The sequence below is a fragment of the Umezawaea sp. NPDC059074 genome (genome assembly GCF_042738955.1).
Taxonomy (GTDB): Bacteria; Actinomycetota; Actinomycetes; order Mycobacteriales; family Pseudonocardiaceae; genus Umezawaea.
In genome coordinates this window covers 53,452-67,677 of record NZ_JBHYHC010000006.1, presented here as the reverse complement: position 1 = coordinate 67,677, position 14,226 = coordinate 53,452, and the positions used below count along the sequence as shown (strand labels likewise).

The 14,226-nt window shown below is 71.6% G+C and carries 12 protein-coding genes; 1 reads left to right on the top strand and 11 read right to left on the bottom strand.

The window, feature by feature from the left end:
- Position 1: 1 nt before the first annotated feature.
- The 11 genes from ACFWW9_RS04680 to ACFWW9_RS04630 all read right to left on the bottom strand — a co-directional run bounded on the left by ACFWW9_RS04680 (position 2) and on the right by ACFWW9_RS04630 (position 13,585).
- Positions 2 to 2,371 carry a [protein-PII] uridylyltransferase gene (locus ACFWW9_RS04680; RefSeq protein ID WP_390371366.1) on the bottom strand — a complete coding sequence of 790 codons (2,370 nt, stop codon included), beginning with the start codon at positions 2,369 to 2,371 and terminating at the stop codon, positions 2 to 4.
- Positions 2,372 to 2,450: 79 nt separating this feature from the next.
- Positions 2,451 to 2,789, bottom strand: a complete 339-nt coding sequence (locus ACFWW9_RS04675) for a P-II family nitrogen regulator (RefSeq protein ID WP_106188043.1) — start codon at positions 2,787 to 2,789, stop codon at positions 2,451 to 2,453.
- The gene (locus ACFWW9_RS04670; RefSeq protein WP_390371364.1) at positions 2,786 to 4,126 is read right to left on the bottom strand and encodes an ammonium transporter; all 1,341 of its coding nucleotides are present in this window, start codon (positions 4,124 to 4,126) and stop codon (positions 2,786 to 2,788) included. Before ACFWW9_RS04670 ends, ACFWW9_RS04675 begins: the two co-directional genes overlap by 4 nt.
- 386 nt (positions 4,127 to 4,512) lie before the next feature.
- Complete coding sequence (locus tag ACFWW9_RS04665) at positions 4,513 to 6,075, bottom strand: alpha/beta fold hydrolase (protein WP_390371362.1); 1,563 nt, start codon at positions 6,073 to 6,075, stop codon at positions 4,513 to 4,515.
- 104 nt (positions 6,076 to 6,179) lie between these two features.
- Entirely contained in the window at positions 6,180 to 6,740 is a 561-nt protein-coding gene (locus tag ACFWW9_RS04660) for a DUF4291 domain-containing protein (RefSeq protein WP_390371359.1), read from the bottom strand.
- Positions 6,741 to 6,852: 112 nt separating this feature from the next.
- Positions 6,853 to 7,893, bottom strand: a complete 1,041-nt coding sequence (gene alc, locus ACFWW9_RS04655) for an allantoicase (RefSeq protein WP_390371356.1) — start codon at positions 7,891 to 7,893, stop codon at positions 6,853 to 6,855.
- Complete coding sequence (allB, locus tag ACFWW9_RS04650; RefSeq protein ID WP_390371353.1) at positions 7,890 to 9,194, bottom strand: allantoinase AllB; 1,305 nt, start codon at positions 9,192 to 9,194, stop codon at positions 7,890 to 7,892. The genes alc and allB overlap by 4 nt, the downstream gene beginning before the upstream one ends.
- Before the next feature lie 5 nt (positions 9,195 to 9,199).
- Complete coding sequence (locus tag ACFWW9_RS04645; protein ID WP_390371350.1) at positions 9,200 to 10,207, bottom strand: glycerate kinase; 1,008 nt, start codon at positions 10,205 to 10,207, stop codon at positions 9,200 to 9,202.
- The gene (gene gcl / locus ACFWW9_RS04640; protein ID WP_390371602.1) at positions 10,204 to 11,901 is read right to left on the bottom strand and encodes a glyoxylate carboligase; all 1,698 of its coding nucleotides are present in this window, start codon (positions 11,899 to 11,901) and stop codon (positions 10,204 to 10,206) included. Before gcl ends, ACFWW9_RS04645 begins: the two co-directional genes overlap by 4 nt.
- A gap of 17 nt (positions 11,902 to 11,918) precedes the next feature.
- Positions 11,919 to 12,797: a 2-hydroxy-3-oxopropionate reductase gene (locus tag ACFWW9_RS04635; RefSeq protein ID WP_390371347.1), complete on the bottom strand. Its 879-nt coding sequence runs from the start codon at positions 12,795 to 12,797 to the stop codon at positions 11,919 to 11,921.
- Complete coding sequence (locus ACFWW9_RS04630) at positions 12,794 to 13,585, bottom strand: hydroxypyruvate isomerase family protein (protein ID WP_390371344.1); 792 nt, start codon at positions 13,583 to 13,585, stop codon at positions 12,794 to 12,796. Before ACFWW9_RS04630 ends, ACFWW9_RS04635 begins: the two co-directional genes overlap by 4 nt.
- Positions 13,586 to 13,740: 155 nt before the next feature.
- Between ACFWW9_RS04630 and uraD the strand changes: the two genes are divergently transcribed.
- A complete protein-coding gene (gene uraD / locus ACFWW9_RS04625) occupies positions 13,741 to 14,220 on the top strand; it encodes a 2-oxo-4-hydroxy-4-carboxy-5-ureidoimidazoline decarboxylase (protein ID WP_390371341.1) in 480 nt (159 codons plus the stop codon).
- The last annotated feature ends 6 nt before the right edge of the window (positions 14,221 to 14,226 follow it).

Below are 14,226 nucleotides of genomic sequence, written 5' to 3'. Positions count from 1 at the left end.
TTCACCGGGACGCCGCGAGCACCAGCCTCTCGACCTTCTTGCGCAGCGCCGAGTCCAGCGCGTCGCCGTCCGTGGCCAGGCTGAACGAGTCCACGACCGTGCCGCCGAGGGTGGCGACGCGGGCCCAGAGGATGTCGACGCCGCACTGCTCCAGCGCGTCGGCGACGTGGTGCAGCAGCCCGATCCGGTCGGCCGCGCGCAGTTCCAGCACGACCGCGCCGGTGGCCTCGTCGTCGAACCACAGCACCTTCGCGGGCGGCGGGTCCTGCGGCGGGCCCCCGTAGTCGCGTTCCTTGGCGGCGAGCTTGTCCGCCAGCGCCAGCGACCCGTCCACGGCCCTGGAGAACTGCTCGCGCAGCAGCGTCACGTCCGGCAGCGAGCCGAACCGCGGCGACACGGTGAACGCGTCGACCGCGACCCCCTCCTGCGCCCGCAGCGTGGCCGCGTGCACCTCCAGGGAGTTCAGCGCCAGCACGCCCGCGGCGCGCGACAGCACGCCGGGCCGGTCCGGCGCGGCCATCGTGACCAGCGCCGCGCCGTCGACGGGCGTGATCAGCACGTCCGGCCTGCCGGAGGAGGCGACCTTGGCCGCCAGCTCGACCTGCTCGTCGTCCAACGGCTCCGGGTCGGGCAGCGGGTCGCCCGCCATCGCGGTCCGGCAGCGGCGGACCAGGTCCGCGATGAGCGAGGCCTTCCAGTCCGTCCACACGCCGGGACCGGTGGCCAACGAGTCGGCTTCCGCCAGCGCGTGCAGCAGTTCCAGCAGCACCGGGTCGCCGCCGAGGGTGTCGACGACGCGGTGCACGGTCGCCTCGTCCTCGACGTCGCGGCGGGTCGCGGTGTGCGGCAGCAGCAGGTGGTGGCGGACCATCGAGGTCAGCGTCACCACGTCCTGCGGCCACAGGCCGAGCCGTTCGCCGATCTGGGTCGCGAGCGCGGCCCCGACCTCGGAGTGGTCGGCCTGCCGCCCCTTGCCGATGTCGTGCACGAGCGCGCCGAGCAGCAGCAGGTCCGGCCGGGACACCGTGGTCGCCAGCCGCGCGGCGTGCGCGGTGGCCTGCACGAGGTGCCGGTCGACGGTCCACATGTGCGCGGCGTCGCGCGGCGGCAGGTCGCGGACCGCGCCCCACTCCGGGAAGAGCCTGCCCCAGAGCCCGGTGCGGTCCAGCGCCTCCACGACGTCGATGAGCCCGGCGCCGCTGCCCAGCAGGGCCAGCAGCTCCTCGCGGGCCTCCCTCGGCCACGGCTGGCGCAGTTCCGGTGCGGAGTCGGCGAGCCGCGACAGCGTGCCCGCGGCGATCGGGTGCTTGCTGCGCGCGGCGGCCGTGGCGACCCGCAGCAGCAGTGCGGGATCGCGGTTGGGCATGGCGTCGCGGGCCAGCGCGACCTCGGAGCCGTGCAGCACCACGCCCTCGTCCAGCGGACGACGGGCGGGCGAGCGCCGCAGCGGTGACCGGGCGAACGCGCCGAGCCCGCGCTTCGGGGCCGCGGCACGGGCCGTGCGCATGGCCACGTCCACGGCGTAGACGACCGTGCGCGCGGCCGACGACAGGGCGCGGGCCAGCGCGAACCGGTCCGTGAGGCCGAGCGCGGACGCGACCTCGTCGCCGTCCTGGGCGCGCAGCACGTCCCTGGGCTTGCGGGCGACGCGGCGCAGCTCGGTGCGCACGTCCAGCAGCAGCCTGCGGGCGTCGTTGACCTCGACCGACGCCCGGTCGGTGAGCTGGGCGACCGACAGCGCGTCGAGCAGCGTGATGTCGCGCAGACCTCCGCGGCCGTGCTTGAGGTCCGGTTCGACGCGGTGCGCGATCTCGCCGCTGCGCGCCCACCGGCGCTGCGCGGACTCGGCCATCTCGTCGAGCCGGGTGCGGACGTTCGAGCGCCACGCCTGGCGCGCGCTCTCCGCGAGTCGTTGGGACACCTCGGGATCACCCGCGAGGTGCCGGACGTCGAGCAGGCCGAGCGCGGTCCGCAGATCGCCCGCCGCCACGCGCAGGCCCTCGCCGACCGTGCGCACGGAGTGGTCCAGGCCCACGCCGGAGTTCCACAGCGGGTACCAGAGCTTGTCGGCGATCGCGTCGATCCCCTTGTGCCCGTTGTGGACGAGGACCAGGTCGAGGTCGGAGTAGGGCACCAGTTCTCTTCGCCCCAGCCCGCCGACGGCGACCAGCGCCATGCCGGGACCCGTGACCCCGGCGCTCGCGGCGTGCGCGGTCAGCCAGAACTCGTGCAGGTCGACCAGAGCTTCGCGGAGGAGTTCCCCGGTGAGACGCTTGCGACCGGGGGCCAGCAGTCTGTCGCGGGCCTTCACCAGGTCGTCGGCGGTCACGATCTCCGCACCAGGGTTCGCCTCGGCCGAGACGCCGTCCATCAGGCCTCTTTCCCCGTAATAGGCCGGAAGGGGCATGCGGATGACGCTCCCGCATGCCCCGTCTCGGACTTCATCGTTCCTACAGTGCGTCCGACCCGCGCTCCCCAGTGCGGACCCGGATGACCGTCTCGACCGGCGTGACCCAGACCTTGCCGTCACCGATCTTGCCGGTGCGGGCGGCCTCGACGACCGCGTCCAGCACCTTCTCCACGGCGGCGTCGTCGATCAGGACCTCGATGCGCAGCTTGGGCACGAAGTCGACGGCGTACTCGGCGCCGCGGTAGACCTCGGTGTGGCCCTTCTGCCTGCCGTAGCCCTGCACTTCGCTGACCGTCATGCCCAGCACGCCGAGCTGCTCCAACGACGCCTTGACGTCGTCGAGGGTGAACGGCTTGATGATCGCGGTGACCAGCTTCACGACTTGCTCCCCTCGAGAACCGCGGACGCGCCCGCGGCCGCACTGACCTTGCCCGCTCCGCGCGAACCGGAGAAGCCGCCGAACTCGTACGCGGTCTCCGCGTGCTCGGCCTCGTCGATGCCGCTCACCTCGGCCTCCTCGTCGGCCCGGAAGCCGACGGTGAACTTGACCAGGTAGCCGAGCGCCAGCGAGAGGACGAACGAGTACACGAGGACCGCGAGGGCGCCGACGACCTGGCGCCACAGCTGGTCGACGCCGCCACCGTAGAACAGGCCGTCGATGCCCGCAGGGGCGGACTTGCTGGCGAAGAAGCCGATCAGGATCGTGCCGGACAGACCACCGACGAGGTGCACGCCGACGACGTCGAGCGAGTCGTCGAAGCCGAAGCGGAACTTCAGGCTGACCGCCAGCGCGCAGAGCGCGCCGGTGATCAGGCCGATCGCGATGGCGCCCAGCGGCGTGACCGACGAGCACGACGGGGTGATGGCGACCAGGCCCGCGACCACGCCGGACGCCGCGCCGAGGGTGGTGGCGTGGCCGTCGCGGATGCGCTCCACGAGCAGCCAGGCGAGCATGGCGGCGCAGGTGGCGACGGTGGTGTTGATGAAGGTGACGCCTGCGGTGGTGTTGGCGGCCAGCGCGGAACCCGCGTTGAAGCCGAACCAGCCGAACCACAGGAGACCGGCGCCGAGCACGACCAGCGGGAGGCTGTGCGGCTTCATCCGGTCCTTGGGCCAGCCGACGCGCTTGCCCAGCACGATCGCCAGCGCGAGACCCGCGGCACCGGCGTTGATGTGGACGGCCGTACCACCGGCGAAGTCGATCGCGAGGAGCTTGTTGGCGATCCAGCCACCGGCGCTCGTGACGTTGCCGTCGGCGTCCTTGACGTCGAAGTCGAACACCCAGTGCGCGACCGGGAAGTACACGATCGTGGCCCAGAGGCCCGCGAACAGCAGCCACGGGCCGAAGCGGGCGCGGTCGGCGATGGCGCCCGAGATCAGCGCCACGGTGATGATCGCGAACATCGCCTGGAAGGCGACGAACACGGTGCTCGGGATGGTGCCGAACAAGGACTCCTTGCCCAGCAGGCCGTCGAGCGCGAAGTACTCGAACGGTTTGCCGACGAGGCCGCCGCCGACGTCGGAGCCGAATGCCGTGGAGTACCCGAACAGCACCCAGAGGACACCCACGACGCCCATGGCGCCCAGGCTCATCATCATCATGTTGAGCACACTCTTCGAACGGACCATGCCCCCGTAGAAGAAGGCAAGTCCCGGTGTCATCAACAGCACCAGTGCGGCACTGGTCAGCACCCAGGCGGTGTCCCCTGTATCCACGTCGACCTCCACTGCATGTCGGTTGCAGGGAGCATCGAAGTGTCCTGTTTCGGCTGGTTGCGCCGAAGGTTTCGCGCAGGTGAACTGTGAAGGTGCTGGTGTTACGGATGGGTTTCGCGCACTTTATCGGACAAGTTCCGGTCACGAACCTGGATTTCCGGCCGTGACTGTGCGCTGGTGACGTTGATCTGTTCAGGTGTTTTCCCGAGGCACTTTCGAGGCTGGATGACCTTGGTGAACACCCGAGGTAACGATGTTATGCGACCCCGGTGGGGATTACCGATAGCGAGCACGTGATCCGGAACGCCGTGCGGGTCGACGGTGAGCGCGATGGTCACCAAAGCGGGAGGGCGACCGGAGATGGTCGGTCGCCCTCCCGCGTCACGTCAGCCCTGCCAGCCGGGCAGGCCCGGCTTCGGGCCCGCCGGCAGCACCTTCGACGGGACCGCGGACCTGGCGTCCGCCGCAGGGGTCTCGGCCGGTTCTACGGCCGCACAGCGGATCCCGTCGCGCGGCACGGTCAGGTCGACGAGGTAGCTGTCGGACGTGCCCCGCGTGCAGTCCGAGCGGTCGTAGGCACCGTGGCCCCAGCCCTCGTACGTCAGCAGCACGGTCTTGTCGCGGCTCTGCCGGTGGGCGTTGGCCGCCCACGCGTACGCGGTCGCGGGGTCGTGCAGGGCGTTGAGCATGAGGATCTTCGGGCCCGCGGTGATGCGGAGCCGGTGCTGCGGGTTGTTGGCCTTCGCCGGGAACCCGATGCAGCCGGCCACGGCGTAGTGGCCGAGCCGGGAGCTGCGCATGTGCGGCGCGAGGCGCCTGGCCTCGGTGATCAGGCCGTTCAGCTCGCGGTAGTCCTTGACGCGGAACTGGAAGTCCTGGCAGAAGACGGCGGGGAACGGGTTCGACGCGACCTCGTCGGCGGCGGACCCGAACGCGGTGGGGGCCGGGACGCCGGTGCCCAGCGCGACGAGCCAGTCGGCCAGGTAGCTCCACGCGGGACCGTAGAAGACGCTGAACGCGGTGCCGGTGATCTCGTCGGCGGTCACCGGGCGGGTCGGGTCGTCGGGGTCCTTGAGCTCGCCGCGGTCGGCCTTGGCGAGCAGGTCGTCCCAGTAGGCGGCGACGTCACGGCCGTGCAGCGCGCACGACTCGGTGCGGTCGCACCACTTCACGAACTCGCGGAACGAGTCCTCGGCGGTGGCGGCCTCGGTGGCGTGGAAGGCCTTGGCGTCGAGGCTGTGGTCCATGTTGCTGTCGATCACCATGGCGCGAATGCGGCTGCCGTAGCGCTCGGCGTACTGCTGGCCCATGATCGTGCCGTAGGAGATGCCGTAGTAGTTGATCTTCTGCTCGCCGAGCGAGCGGCGGATGGCGTCCATGTCGTCGGTGACGGCGATGGTGTCGGCGTGGTCGAAGATGGGGCCGCTCTTGGCGCGGCAGTCCTTGACCAGGGACTCGTTGTACGCCTTGAGGGTGTCGAACTCGGCCTGGTTCTTGGGGAACAGCGACGGTTGCGCGGTCAGCAGTTCCCGCGAGCACTTCACCGGCTGGCTGCGGGCCACGCCGCGCGGGTCGAAGCCGATGATGTCGAAGCGGGCCCGCACCTCCGGACTGAAGTAGGTGTTGGCGCTGAAGGCGAAGTTCACGCCGGAACCGCCGGGGCCACCGGGGTTGATGAGCATGACGCCGACGCGCTTGGCCGGGTCGGTGGCCTTGCGGCGGGCCACGGCGAGGTCGAACTTCTCGCCGCGGGGCTTGCTCCAGTCGATCGGCAGGCTGAGCTTGCCGCATTCCACGTCGGGGACTTCTTCGCACGGTGACCAGGCGATGGAGCCGACGGCCCCTTGGACGTCCGTGTTCCGGTCGGGTGCCGCTCCGGCTGTGCCGGACCCCAGTAGCAGCGTCCCGGAGACCACGACGGCCCCGAACGCCCTGATGATCGATCGCACAGGTTCCTCCCTCGGTCCTGTCCGCCCACCGGAGGACCGGTGGACGGCCCGAGGCTGGCAGCGGGGCGACCGACCTCACATCCGCCTGAGGTCGGAAGGCGATCTCACCCCCGAGGCTGATGACGCCGGACGGGATCTGCGGGATAGAGGCGTTCCGGGGGCAGCAAACACCGCGCCTGCGCGGTTTTCCCGGACCGGAGCAGGTCGGCGATCCTGCGGGTCCGCTCGGTCAGGTCGGTGATGCCGACGGTCCACTCCTCCACGTAGGAGCGGATCACGCCGCGGCCGAGGCCGACCTGGATGCTGTACTCGTTGAGCGCCGCCCCGCGCAGCGACCGCTCCGGATCCCACTGGACGTGCACGTCGGCCCGCGCGAGCACGGCCTGGTCACCGCTGGTCAACGCGCCCGCGGCGAGCGCTTCCTCCCAGCCCGCGCGGGTGATGCGCACGGCCAGGATCCGCTCCTGGCCCGGCTTGCGGCCGAAGTTGCTGCGATGCAGCAGCCACCGGTACGACGGCTTGATCCACGTCATCCGGCCGGAGGAGAACGGCGGCACGAACCGGCCCGCCCGCAGCGCCGGATCGGCGATCCGGTCCGCGTAGGCCTGGTAGACGACGATCGTGTCGGCGTCGTAGTCGGCGCGCACCTCGTACACGATCGGCATCCTGCCCGCGGCCCGCTTCCGGGCGCGACCGGTTTACCGCGGCCGGGACGGCCGACGAGCCGCGCCGGTCCGAGGACGGCGGCGGCCCGATCGGCGATCCGGCCAAACGGCCCTACTCGGCGACCAGCCGGGCGTGCGACTCGGGCAGGAGGTCCAGCCACCGGCGGGTCAGGGCTTCGTGGCCGCTCGCGGTGAGCGCGCCGAAGAGCCGCAGCCGGGCCATGCCGCCGTCGGGGAAGATGTCCAGCCGGGCGTGGGTGACCTCGGTGTCGCCGGGCAGCCGGAAGCGGTGGCGGGTGTCGGGTTGCAGGCGGGTGCGGGGCAGCAGCTCGAACCAGGTGTCGGCGTCCTTGCGGGCGTCGCAGCCGAGCACGGAGGCCCAGCCGGGGGCGTTGCCGAGGAAGTGGCTGGTGTCCAGCTCGGCCATCGTGACCGTGCCCGCTTCCGCGAGCTTCACCACGACCCAGTCGTTGCCGTCGTCACGGCGGCGCGAGGTCTCCCAGCCCTCGCCCATCAGACCGGCCTGGCCGGGGGCGATGAGGTTGCTGGGCGAGCTGTAGAACATGTTGCTGCAGTCGGTGATCGACGCGCCGTTCTCCAGCGCCGCCAGGTCCAGCGCCCCCGCGACGAGGAACCGCGGATCGGCGACCGGGTCGCCGAACACCCGCAGCCGGGCCACGCCGCCGTCCGGGTGCATGGTCAGGCGGACGTGGGTGTAGCGGCGCTCGGCGGTGACGTCGAAGTAGTGCTTCCGGTTGCCCCCCAACGGGGACTTGGGGACGAGCACCTCCCAGTCGGCCGCCGCCAGCTCGTCCGGGGACGGGTAGCCCTCGACTGAGGTGGCCTCCACCGACCCGTGCGGGGGGTAGTTGCCGGTGAAGAACGCGGTGTCGACCACCACGCCGCGCACCACGCCCGGCAGGCCGAGGCGGACGACCGCCTGGTCGTTGCCCGGTGTTCGCCGCCTGCGCGTCTCCCAGCCGTCGTACACCTGGCCTTTGTGGCCGAAGGTGTAGGTCTGGTAGACGGGCTCGGTCGGCCTGATCAGGTTCTCGCGCTCGGCGAAGAACTCGTCGTTGGCCCACACCACGCTCCCGCCCACCGCGCGGGAAGCCAGGTCGGGGAGCCTCGTCCAGCCGGGCACGTCCGTCATGCGTCTCCTCTGGTCAGCAACCGCCCGCGAGGGGTGGTTCCGGTGATTTCCTGGCCGTGCAACCACGTCTGGCGCACGACGCCCGCGAGCGGGCGGCCGTGGTAGGGGGTGACGGGGTTGCGGTGGCGGAGTTTCGTGCGGTCGACGACGAAGGCGTCGTCCGGGGCGAACACGCAGAAGTCGGCGTCGCCGCCCACGGCGATGCGGCCCTTGGTGGTCAGGCCGACCTGGTCGGCCGGGGCCGAGGCCATCCAGCGGACCACGTCGGTCAGGGCGTGGCCGCGTTGTCTGGCCTGGGTCCACACCGCGGGCAGGCCCAGTTGGAGGCTGGCGATGCCGCCCCACGCGGTGGCGAAGTCGCCTGCCTTCAGGTCCGGGGTGCACGGGGAGTGGTCGCTGGCGATGAGGTCGATCGTGCCGTCCGCGAGGCCGCGCCACAGGCCCTCGCGGTTGGCCGCCTCGCGGATCGGGGGGCAGCACTTGAACTGCGTCGCGGTGTCGCCGATCTCCTCGGCGGTGAACGTCAGGTAGTGCGGGCAGGTCTCGACGGTGAGGCGCACGCCGTCGCGCTTGGCCGCGGCGATGACCGGTAGCGCGCCCGCATTGGAGAGGTGCAGGACGTGGGCGCGCGCGCCGGTCCGGCGGGCGGTCTCGATCACCTGCTCGATGGCGATCGTCTCCGCGGCGGGCGGGCGGGAGGCGAGGAAGCCCGCGTAGTCCGGCAGCGAGTCGGTGACGGTGTGCGCGTCCTCCGCGTGCACGATCGCCAGCGCGTCGAACGACCCCAACTCCTCCAAGGCCGCCGTGAACTCGGCGGGCTGGACCTGCGGGAACTCGTCCACGCCGGAGTGCAGCAGGAAGCACTTGAAGCCGAACACGCCCGCGTCGTGCAGGCCGCGCAGGTCGGGCAGGTTGCCGGGGATGATGCCGCCCCAGAAGCCCACGTCGGTGTGCACGCGCCCGCGCGCGGTCTTGCGCTTGACCTCCAGCGCGGCCACGTTGACCGTCGGCGGCAGGCTGTTGAGCGGCATGTCGACGATCGTCGTCACGCCGCCCGCCGCCGCGGCCAGGGTCGCGGTCTCGAAGCCCTCCCACTCGCTGCGGCCGGGGTCGTTGACGTGCACGTGCGTGTCCACGAGCCCCGGCAGCAGCACCTCGTCGTCGGCCAGCGCGATCACGCGGTCGCCGTCCAGTGCGGGCTCGATCGCCACGACGCGACCGTCCCGCACGCCGACGGCGGTCTCGATCTCACCGTCCGGCGTGACCACTCTGCGAGCGCGGAACACCAGGTCGAAGGTCATGCGGCTCACTCTTCCAGCCAGTCCCCCGCGATGCGACCGGCAAGTTCGGCCAGCAGCCGTTCGGGCTCGGCGAAGCAGCGGGTCACGTCCGGTTCGACGTCCAGCAGGGCGTAGGCGCACGTCAGGCCGAGGTCGGCCGGTTCGACCTCGCACCGGCCCGCCACGGCGACCACCGGCACGCCGCCGGACGCCGCCGCCACGCCCGCCGGGGCCTTGCCGTGCCGGGTCTGGGCGTCCAGCGAGCCCTCGCCGGTGATCACCAGCCGGGCGCCGGGCAGGGCGTCGGCGAAGCCGATCAGGTCGAGCACCACCTCGATGCCCGGTCGTCGGCGCGCGCCCAGCAGGGCGAGGGCGGCGAAGCCGATGCCGCCCGCCGCGCCCGCGCCGGGGGTGTCGGCGAACTCGTGGCCCACCTCGTCCGCCCAGGCGCGCAGGCGTTCCTCGAGCACCTCGACGTCGGCCGCCGAAGCGCCCTTCTGGGGCCCGTACACCGCCGCCGCGCCGGTCGGGCCCAGCAGCGGGTTGTCCACGTCGCTCGCGAGCACCACGTCGATGCTGGCGAAGTCGTAGCCCTCCAACGCCTCCACCATGCCGCGCCCGCCGTCGGTGCACGCGCTGCCGCCGACGCCGAGCACGATCCGCGTGCAGCCGACGTCCAGCGCGCTGCGCAGGAGTTCGCCGGTGCCGCGACTGGTCGCCGTCAGGGGCGCCAACGGGCGGAGCCCGGCCAGTCCGGACGCCGCCGCGACCTCCACGACGGCGGTGTCGCCGCGCACCGCGAAGGAGGCGGCAACGGGTTTGCCGACGGGACCCGTGACCCACCGGCCGACGCGGGTGAACCCGGCGGCGATGGCGGCGTCGACCGTGCCGTCACCGCCGTCGGCCACCGGCAGGCAGCGCACGTCCAGGCCGGGGACCGCCTCCCGCAGGCCGCGCGCCACGGCGTCGGCGACCCGCGGGGCGGTGAGCGATCCCTTGAACTTGTCCGGCGCCACCAGGACGTGACCGGTCACGGCACCGGCTCGAACTCGCGCACGGCGGCGATGGAGACGCCGTTGGCCGTGTTGCCCTCGCGTTCGATCATGATCTCGACGAGCACGGGGCGGCTGGTGCGGTCGGCCTCCTTGCGCGCCCACTCCAGCGACTCGCGGATCCGCTCGGGCTCGGTGACGCGGAGGCCGGAGCAGCCGTAGGCCTCCATGATCTTGACGTTGTCGGAGCCGTTGACGTCGTAGTGGATGTCGACCTCGTACTTCATGTCGTAACCGCCGTGGTCCTCGGCCATCCGGATCAGGCCCAGGTACTCGTTGTTGAGCATGATCAGCACGAACGGCACGTCGTACTGCGCTCCGACGGCGAGTTCCTCCACGAGGAACTGGAACGAGTAGTCGCCGACGATCCCGACGACCTCGGCTCCGGGATCGGTGCGCTTCAACGCCTTCTTCACGCCGATGGCCGCCGGGATCTCCCAGCCGAGCGGTCCGGCCTGCCCGCACACCTGGTAGTGCCGCGGCTTGTGCGCCTTCTGGTGCTGCCCGGACCAGATCTGGTACAGCCCGATCGCCGTGACGAAGTAGGTGTCGGGTCCGTAGTACTCGTTGATCTCCTTGAACACCCTGGGCGCCTTGACCGGCACGTTCGGGAAGTCCTCGCGCCGCGTCAGGGTCGCCTTCAACTCCTGGACGCGCGCGACCCACTCCCCCGCCGCGCGACCGGCGTCACGGGAGCGCGCGAGGTCGACGATCGCGCGCAGGAACAGCTTCGTGTCGGCGACGATCCCGAGGTCCGGCCCGAAGACGCGGCCGATCTGCGTGGGCTCGGAGTCCACGTGGATGAACGTCCGCGAGCCCCGGTAGGTGTCCAGGTCGCCGGTGTGCCGGTCGCCGAACCGCGCGCCCAGCGCCAGCACCAGGTCCGACTCCAGGAAGGACGCGTTGCCGTAGCGCTGCGAGGTCTGGATGCCGGTCATGCCCGCGTACAGCGGGTGGTCCTCGTCGATCGCGCCCTTGCCCATCAGGGTCGCCTGGATCGGCACCTGGAGGTACTCGGCCAGCTCCAGCAGCTCCTGGTGCGCCTCGCCGAGGATCACGCCGCCGCCCGCGAGCAGCAGCGGCTTCTCGGCCGCCAGCAACAACTCCAGCGCGCGCTCGACCCGTGGACCGTGCGGCACCGCCCGCGTGACGGGCAAGGGCGCGTCGATCGTGGAGTCCCACTCGATCTCCTGCTTCTGCACGTCCACGGGCAGGTCGATCAGCACCGGGCCCGGCCGTCCCGAACGGGCGATCCGGAACGCCTCGCGGAAGATCCACGGCGCTTGCGCGGCCTCCTTCACCTGCACCGCCCACTTGGTGACCGGCTTGGCGATCTCGACGATGTCGACCGCCTGGAACGCCTCTTGGTGCAGCTTGGTGGACACCGCCTGGCCGGTGATGCACAGGATCGGCACCGAGTCGGCCTGCGCGGTGTACAGCCCGGTGATCATGTTCGTGCCCGCGGGACCGGACGTGCCGATGGCGACGCCGACGTTGCCGGTCGTGCGCGACCAGCCGTCGGCCATGTGCGTCGCGCCCTCCTCGTGCCGCACGATCAGGTGCTCGATCGTGCCGTCTAGTTCCATCGCCTTGTAGAACGGCAGAATCGCGGCGCCGGGGCAGCCGAACACGGTGTCGACGCCCTCGGACTTGAGGACCTCGACGACGGCCTGCATGACGGGGATCTTCGGCATTACGCCCTCCCGGAGAGGTTCTCGACGACCTTGAGCAGGGCGGAGTGGTCGAGGGAGCCGTACCCCTGCGCCCGTCCCGCCGCGATGAGCTGGGCGATCAGCCCCGTCACCGGAAGTGCGACGTCGACCTGCCGGGCCGCGGCCAGCGCGATGCCCATGTCCTTGTGGTGCAGGTCGATCCGGAAGCCGGGAGCGAACTCGCGGGCGATCATGCTGTCCCGCTTGAGGTCCAGGATCCGGTTGGCGGCCAAGCCGCCCGCGAGCACGTCGAGGCCCGCCTTGGCGTCCACACCGGACGCCTCCAGCAGCACGATGGCCTCCGCGACGAGCGCGTAGATGCCGCCGACCATCAGCTGGTTGGCCGCTTTCACGACCTGGCCCGCGCCGTGCGGTCCGACGTGGACGACGGTCTTGCCGACCGCGTCCAGCACCGGCCGGGCCGCCGCGAAGTCCGCTTCCTCACCGCCGACCATGATGGACAGCGACGCCTGCCTGGCCCCGGCCTCACCGCCGGACACCGGCGCGTCCAGCACCCGGATCCCCTTGGCGGCAGCGGCTTTCGCCACGGCCACCGAGGTCTCCGGCCGGATCGTGCTCATGTCGATCAGCAGCGTTCCGGGGGCCGCCAGTTCCAGCACACCGCCTTCGCCGAGGACGACGTCCTCGACCTGCGGGTGGTTCGGCAGCATGGTGATCACGACGCCCGCGCCCGCCACCGCGTCGGCGACGCTCGCCGCCGCCGTGCCGCCCGCCGCGACGAGCTTCGCGACCGAGTCGGCGCTGAGGTCGAAGCCGGTCACGGCGTGCCCGGCCGCGACGAGGTGCCCGGACATGGGCGAGCCCATGATGCCGAGGCCGATGAACCCGATGGTGGTCACTGGTCTTCCTCCCTGGTCAGCCAGCCGAAGCTGGCGGCGCTGGGGCCGGTCGGCTGGTACTCCGCGCCGACGAACCCCTGGTAGCCGTTGGCGTCGAGCCGGGCGAGCAGTCGTGGCAGTTCCAGCTCGCCGGAACCCGGTTCGCCGCGGCCGGGGGCGTCGGCGATCTGCACGTGGCCGATCCGCGCGGTGTGCTCGGCGATCACGGCGTCGAGGTCGTCGCCGTTGACGGCGAGGTGGTAGAGGTCGGCCAGCAGCGCCACGTTGGGCTTGCCGAGCCGGTCGACGACGGCGAGCGCGTCGGCCGCCGTGAGCAGCGGGTAGGCGGGGATCGCGCTGACCGGCTCCAGCAGCACGGTCGCGTCGATCGCGGCGGCCGCGTCGGCGGCGAACGCGAGGTTCCACAACGCCAGCGCGTCCTGCTCCGCGGGGTCCACGCCCTCGATCCGGTTGCCGTACAAGGCGTTGAACGCCCGGCAGCCCGTCTCACGGGCGATGCCGATCGCGATGTCGACGCTCGCCTTGAACTCGCCTTCCCGGCCCGGCCACGACACCAGGCCGCGGTCGCCGCCCGGCAGGTCGCCCGCGAAGAAGTTGAGGCCGACGAGCCGCACGCCCGCGGCGGTGATCGCGCCGACGAACTCCGCGACCTCGCGCTCGTCCGGCTGGGCGGTCGCGAAGGGCCACCAGAACTCCACCGCGTCGAACCCGGCGGCGCGGGCGGCGGCGGGTCGGTCGAGCAGCGGCAGCTCGGTGAACAGGATCGAGAGGTTGACGTCGAACCGCATGAGCAATCCTTCCACAATGCGGAAGTTAATTTCCGTACAACGAGAGCGTAGGCGGCAATCGCGGAAGAGCGCAAGACTGTTGACAGCACTCGACGCCGCTCGTACCGTCCCTCACTGCGGAAAAGGAATTCCGCGATACAGAAAAGGACACGCCCTTGCCGGGACTGCCAGGCTTCAACTCCGCACCGGCGGACGACCTCCGCCCCCTGCTCGCCGAATGCCTCGCGGTCCCCCGCTGGGTCGACGCCGTCGTGGACGGCAGGCCCTACGCGGACGTGGACGCGCTCGCGGCCAAGGCCGAGATCGACCTGGAGACCCACGAGATCCTCGGCGCCATCGCGGGCCACCCCCGCATCGGCGAACGCGCGAAGCACGACGGGATCTCGGCGAAGTGGTCGTCGGCCGAGCAGTCCGGGGTCGACGTCTCGCTCGCGGACCGGCTCGTGGCGGCGAACCTGGCCTACGAGGAGCGGTTCGGCCACATCTACCTGGTGTGCGCGACCGGCCTGAGCGGCGAGCAGATGCTCGCGGACTTGGCGGCCAGGATGGACAACGACCCCGACACCGAACTCCGCGTGGTGAACCGCGAACTGGCCAAGATCGCCGCCCTGCGGCTGCGCAAGGCCGTCGCGTGACCCCGC

What these genes read in the sequence shown, in the direction of transcription:
- ACFWW9_RS04680 (WP_390371366.1), bottom strand. Translation starts at nt 2,371, where the DNA reads ATGGACGGCGTCTCGGCCGAGGCGAACCCTGGTGCGGAGATCGTGACC.
- ACFWW9_RS04660 (WP_390371359.1), bottom strand. Translation starts at nt 6,740, where the DNA reads ATGCCGATCGTGTACGAGGTGCGCGCCGACTACGACGCCGACACGATC.
- alc (WP_390371356.1), bottom strand. Translation starts at nt 7,893, where the DNA reads ATGACGGACGTGCCCGGCTGGACGAGGCTCCCCGACCTGGCTTCCCGC.
- allB (WP_390371353.1), bottom strand. Translation starts at nt 9,194, where the DNA reads ATGACCTTCGACCTGGTGTTCCGCGCTCGCAGAGTGGTCACGCCGGAC.
- gcl (WP_390371602.1), bottom strand. Translation starts at nt 11,901, where the DNA reads ATGCAGGCCGTCGTCGAGGTCCTCAAGTCCGAGGGCGTCGACACCGTG.
- ACFWW9_RS04630 (WP_390371344.1), bottom strand. Translation starts at nt 13,585, where the DNA reads ATGCGGTTCGACGTCAACCTCTCGATCCTGTTCACCGAGCTGCCGCTG.